Here is a 5,278-nt window from a genome sequence, read left to right as displayed (position 1 = left end):
CGGCCAGGACAGGTCGCGGTGGAAGATGTGGCCGCCCGGCAGCCCCACCTCCCGCTCCAGGTCGACCGGCGACTTCGCCTCCAGGCACGGCCGCCCGTCGGCGTCGGTGGCCAGGCAGTCCGCCAGCGGCTCGGCGAGCACCGCGTCGAGCTGGGCCAGCGTCGCCGCCAGCAACTCCCGCTTGGTGCCCTCCGGGTCGGCCGCGAAGAGCCGGGCGGGCGCGTGCAGCCCGAAGAGGGTGAGCGTGTGCGCGCCCGTCGCGGCCAGCTCGGGGGAGAGGATCGACGGGTCGGTCAGGGAGTGGCAGTAGATCTCCGACGGCGGCGCGTCCGGCACCCGCCCGGCGGCCGCCTGCTCGTACGCCCTCTGCAACTGGCCGTACCCCTCGGCGACATGGAAGGTGCCCGCGAACGCTTCGTCGGGGTTCACCGAACGGTCCCGCAGCCGCGGCAGGCGGCGCAGCAGCATGTTCACCTTGAGTTGCGCGCCCTCCGGCCGGGGTGGCCGCGCGGTGCCCAGCAGCCCGGCGAGCGTGTCCGGGGAGGCGTTGACCAGCACGTCGCGGGCCGCGACCGTACGGGTCCGGCCGCTCTCGCCGTCCTCGTACGTCACCTCCGCGACCTTGCCGTCCGTCGCGATCGCGGTCACCTCCGCGCCGGTCACGATCCGCGCGCCCGCCGAACGGGCGGCGGTCGCGAGCGCGTCCGTGAACGCGCCCATCCCGCCGATCGGCACGTCCCAGTCACCGGTGCCGCCGCCGATCACGTGGTAGAGGAAGCAGCGGTTCTGGCGCAGCGACGGGTCGTGGGCGTGGCTGAACGTGCCGATCAGCGCGTCGGTGAGGACCACGCCGCGCACCACGTCGTCGGTGAACGCCGCCTCCACGGTCTCGCCGAGCGGCCGTTCGAACAGCGCCTCCCACGCGGCCGGGTCGCCGACCCTGCGTTCCAGCTCCGCGCGGGTCGGCAGCGGTTCGGTCAGCGTCGGGAAGACCTGCCGTGCGACGTGCCCGGTCATCGCGTAGAAGCGCTGCCACGCGTCGAAGTCCCGCTCCGAGCCGGTCAGACGCGCGAACTGTTCCCGGGTGCGCGCGGTGTCCTCCGCGTCCACCAGCAACCCGGTGTCGCCGTGCGGGGTGTACGACGAGATGCGGCGGCGGCGCACCGCGAAGCGCAGGCCCAGCTCGTCGACGATTTTCCGTGGCAACAGGCTGACCAGGTACGAGTAGCGGGAGAGGCGGGCGTCCACCCCGGTGAACGCCCGCGTCGACACCGCGGCGCCGCCCGTTGCCGGGAGGCGCTCCAGCACCACTACGCTGCGGCCGGCCTTCGCGAGGTAGGCGGCCGCCACCAAGCCGTTGTGGCCGCCGCCTACGATCACCGCGTCGTGCCGGGCATCGCTCCAAACGTCCATCCCCGCACTTTACGGTGCCCCTGACCCGCCCGGCTGCCCCGTCCTGTCGGTTCCGGGACCACCTTCCGGTGGGTGGTTGCGCGGAAGGAGCCGCGGTGGTCCGGGCGCGCGGGGGCGTCGCGGTCGTTGCCCTGCGTGCCGGGCCCGGGGGCCCGGCACCGTTCAGTCCGTCGGCGGGCGCAGCTCCATCGTGCAGCACTTGACGCTGCCACCGGCCTTGTGGAACTCCGACATGTCGACCGGGACGGGCACGAAGCCGCGGCTGCGCAGCGGTTCGTGCAGTCCCTTGGCGGCGCGCGGCAGCAGGACGTTGCGGCCGTCGCCGACCGCGTTGAGCCCGAGGACCGCGGCGTCCTCCTCCGTGGCCAGGAGGGCGTCGGGGAAGAGGCGTCGAAGGACGGCACGGCTGCCCGGGGTGAACGCGCCCGGGTAGTACATGATCTCGTCGGCCGCGTCGTCGAGCACCGCCAGCGCGGTGTCGAGGTGGTAGTAGCGGGGGTCGGTGAGTTCGAGGCTGATCACCGGGCGGCGGAAGAACTCCCGCGCCTCGTCGTGCGCGAGCGGGCTGCTGCGGAAGCCCTGCCCGGCCAGCAGCCAGGAGGAGGTCACCGCGAAGTCGCCCTCGCCTTCGTTGACGTGGTCCGGCTCATGGATGTCGGGGTAGCCGTGGGCGCGGAACCAGGCCAGGTGCGCCGGGGCCTCGGCGGCCCGCTCCGGGTTGGCGAACCTCGCGCCCATCACCCGGCCGTCCACCACGGTCGCGCCGTTCGCGGCGAAGACCATGTCGGGCAGGCCGGGCAGCGCGTCGAGCACCTCCACGGTGTGGCCGAGCGCGCGGTAGCGGTCGCGCAGGTCCTCCCACTGGAACAGGGCGAGCGCCGCGTCCACCGGTTTCGTCGGGTCCATCCAGGGGTTGATGCTGTACGTCACTCGGTAGTGCGCCGGTGGGCACATCAGATACCGGCGGGGCGTCGCGATGCGCAATGGGGGCTCCTCGGGGGATGGGTGAGTGCCTGACTTGCACGAGCGCCCTCCCGCCGGACGGTCGGCCCGGGGGAGGACGCGTGGTCTTACGAGTGCATTGTGCGCTCATTTGGGTGCCCCTGACCCTCCGGGGTGCCCCGTTCTGTCGGTTGAGGGACCACCTCCCGGTCGGTGGTTGCGCGCGGGTGCCCCTCGAACTCGCCGCACGGGCAGTCCACTTCACGCCCGGCCGGGCAGTCCGGCATTGCGCGCGAACTGACATACCGCCGCTCCTCCTCACGTCCTACGTGGTGCAATCTGAAAAAGGGGACCCGCCCCGGCCACGGGCGACCAAACCGGTGAGCCCACCCCGCTCCACCGTGGGAAGACGGGGCCTTGCCAGGACTCGACGCGACCAGAGCGGGCGTTCAAGGGAGCCGAACCGGCTCTCCACACAGCGAACTTGGACCACGACGGCGCCGCAACGGGAAGTCCACGAATCAAGGACGGTACGGATCGCCCGCGATGACCATCCCGATCTCGACCCCGCACAGCACGGCGAGGCCGACCAGCACGACGATTCCGGCCCAGCCCATCAGCAGGACCAGACCCCACTTACGGATCACTGGGGCACCCCATAAGTGAGAACGCCCCACACCCGTTTGCCGAATGGCAAGCGACCAGCACCCCAGCTCTCGGTCAAGCGGTCCACGAGGGCCAGACCGCGCCCCCGTTCGTCGTCGAAGCTGGGCACCCGGAGTTGCGGGAGGGCGTGCGAGCGGTCCACGACGCTGATCCGCACGGTGGTGAGCGCGGGCCGCTCGATCTTCACTCGAATGTTGCGGCCGTTGGTGTGCTGGGCTGCGTTGGCGACAAGCTCGCAAGCTACTCGCGGAACTACGTTCTTCGGAACCGGCTCATGTGGCTGGCTGATCACTGGGTATTCCTCGGCCGGAACGTCGAGAAGTTCTGTGCGGCTTCGGTGAGTTCATCCGGGCTGTCGGTGGTGGGCGCGGGGGGCGACAGGCGGGCGCCTCGGCTTTGTGCGACGCGCAGGGCGTCAAGAAGGGCCTCGGTCAGGCGGGCGATGAGGAAACACAGTTCCTGGGGCGACGCCTCGGGCCCGGTCAGTACGGCCCGGACGTGTCCCAGGAGTTCTCCGGCAAGGCCGAGCCGGACGGCCTCCATCTGGTCGGCCGGCTTCCACAGCGGTCCCGGCTGATCGCTGCTCAGGTAGGCGGGCTGCCCCTTCTCCCCGGTCCAGGGCAGTAAGCGCGATCCCGGCTGCCGCGTCGGCGAGGTCGCGGCGGCGCTGGTGCTCTGCTTCTGTACGGTGTGCCATCACCGTTCCTCTCACGCTGTGCGGTTCAACGTGTGCACACCGTAAGAGGGGGTCGGGGAGAGTGGGACCTACGCGGGATCGGCTTTCCCGATGTGGCGTCATGAACGGCCACGCTGCGTTGTAGTCAGCCGATGATGCCCAGGTGGCGGCCTACTTCGCGCATCTCGGTGGGGAGGCTGCGCTTGCGCTTGGCGGCGATCTCCTGCCATGCGTCGACGGCTGCCTTCTGGTGGAGCAGCCATCCGGGCGCTGTGCGGTAGAGGCGGTGCAGGTCTTCTCCCGCGCGCGTCGTGTCGCCGGTGCGGGCGTAAGCGCGGGGCACGTCCAGGGCGAACCGTTTACGGTCGTTCTTGCCGGGTGTGCCCAGTCGCTTCCACGCCTTCGGGGAGAGGGCTTCGTCGTCCTCGGCCCTGCGCACAACGGTGCGGGCGTCCCCAATGATCATCGCGTCTTCAACGGACTTCATGGCGGCCGTGACCGGCCCGAAGGTGGCTGGTCCGGACGGTTCGTATCCGTGTTGGTGTCCGATGGAGGCAGCGGCAACGGACACCGCCCGGCGGTACTCCTTGGCTTCCTGGGGCCGGTTGTTGCGGACAGCTGCTGCGGCGGCCTCCATCGCAACAGCACCCCACACGGCGTATTGGCCAGGTTCGGAGTTCATGAGTTTGGGCTCTACCAGGTCCATGGCCCGGACGGCGGCGTCCTCGGCTTCGTCGAACCGGGCGGTCCGCAGCAGCACAAAGCACAGGCCCCGCACCCGGGCGGCGACGGCAGGAGGATGGTCGGCCTCGCGTGCGTCGGCGATCGCGCCGCGGATCGCGGCGTGCGCGATGTCGAACTGGCGGACCTGGGTGAGGTACCGGCCGGTCAGGCCCAGCACTTCCGCGCGGGCCAGCAGCGCGTGCTGACGTTCCTCACCATCGCTGTAGTAGGTGACGGCGGCGTCGGCGTCGCGGATCAGGCCGGGCAGGACGGCGGCGAGACTTTCGTACCGTCCGGCCGGGTAGAGCAGGGCGGCATCCTGCGTCCTGCGCTTCAGATGGCGCAGGCTGGGTTCGTCGTCGGCCGATGGGATGCGGGAATCCGTCGTGAGGGTCAGGGCGAGAGGTGGCGTCAGGGCGATACGCAGGGATTGGAGGCTCAGGCGTTCGCCAGGGACGTGCCGTTGCGGATTGGGCGGGTCCTCGGCGAGAAGCTGGGCGGTCCTGATGCCCAGAGCACGGGCGATGGTGTGGAGGGTTTCGATACGGACGCTGCCGCCCTGTTCGACTTTTTGGATGGTGCCGGTGGACAGTTCGGCTTCGTCGGCAAGCTGTTCCTTGCTGAGTCCGGCCATACGCCGGTACTTGCGGACGTTGGCACCGAGATCTGCGGTCATGGCGACCCCCTTTCACCCTGCACAGTACGGCCGTTGGGCAGGGGCAACCACGGGCAAAAGGCCACGCAACGTGGGTGGTGCGGTGTGGGTCTGCGGCCGGCCGGAGGGTGTTGGGCCGGTGTCCTGCCCGGGTGGGGGCCGGGCAACGTCAGGGGGCCGTACGCTTGCCCGCTCCGTCTTCC

General features: G+C 70.7%; 6 protein-coding genes. All 6 read right to left on the bottom strand.

Features of this window, described 5'->3' with window-relative positions; genetic code table 11:
• Positions 1-1,413, bottom strand: a 1,413-nt coding sequence (locus AC13HU_RS31440) for a phytoene desaturase family protein (protein WP_483045377.1), incomplete at its 3' end; no start/stop codon positions are given.
• Between the two features lie 162 nt (positions 1,414-1,575).
• On the bottom strand, positions 1,576-2,397 hold the full coding sequence (gene ddaH / locus AC13HU_RS31435; RefSeq protein ID WP_483045376.1) for a dimethylargininase: 822 nt from the start codon (positions 2,395-2,397) through the stop codon (positions 1,576-1,578).
• Positions 2,398-2,876: 479 nt separating this feature from the next.
• The gene (locus AC13HU_RS31430) at positions 2,877-3,002 is read right to left on the bottom strand and encodes a hypothetical protein (RefSeq protein ID WP_483045375.1); all 126 of its coding nucleotides are present in this window, start codon (positions 3,000-3,002) and stop codon (positions 2,877-2,879) included.
• A complete protein-coding gene (locus tag AC13HU_RS31425; RefSeq protein WP_483045374.1) occupies positions 2,999-3,313 on the bottom strand; it encodes an ATP-binding protein in 315 nt (104 codons plus the stop codon). The genes AC13HU_RS31430 and AC13HU_RS31425 overlap by 4 nt, the downstream gene beginning before the upstream one ends.
• Entirely contained in the window at positions 3,310-3,564 is a 255-nt protein-coding gene (locus AC13HU_RS31420) for a hypothetical protein (protein WP_483045373.1), read from the bottom strand. The genes AC13HU_RS31425 and AC13HU_RS31420 overlap by 4 nt, the downstream gene beginning before the upstream one ends.
• 278 nt (positions 3,565-3,842) lie before the next feature.
• Positions 3,843-5,096 carry a helix-turn-helix domain-containing protein gene (locus AC13HU_RS31415; protein WP_483045372.1) on the bottom strand — a complete coding sequence of 418 codons (1,254 nt, stop codon included), beginning with the start codon at positions 5,094-5,096 and terminating at the stop codon, positions 3,843-3,845.
• Positions 5,097-5,278: the final 182 nt, after the last annotated feature.

Source organism: Streptomyces sp. NH27, assembly GCF_056859195.1.
Note: the sequence above shows the minus strand (reverse complement) of the source record. Positions and strands in the feature narration are given on the sequence as shown.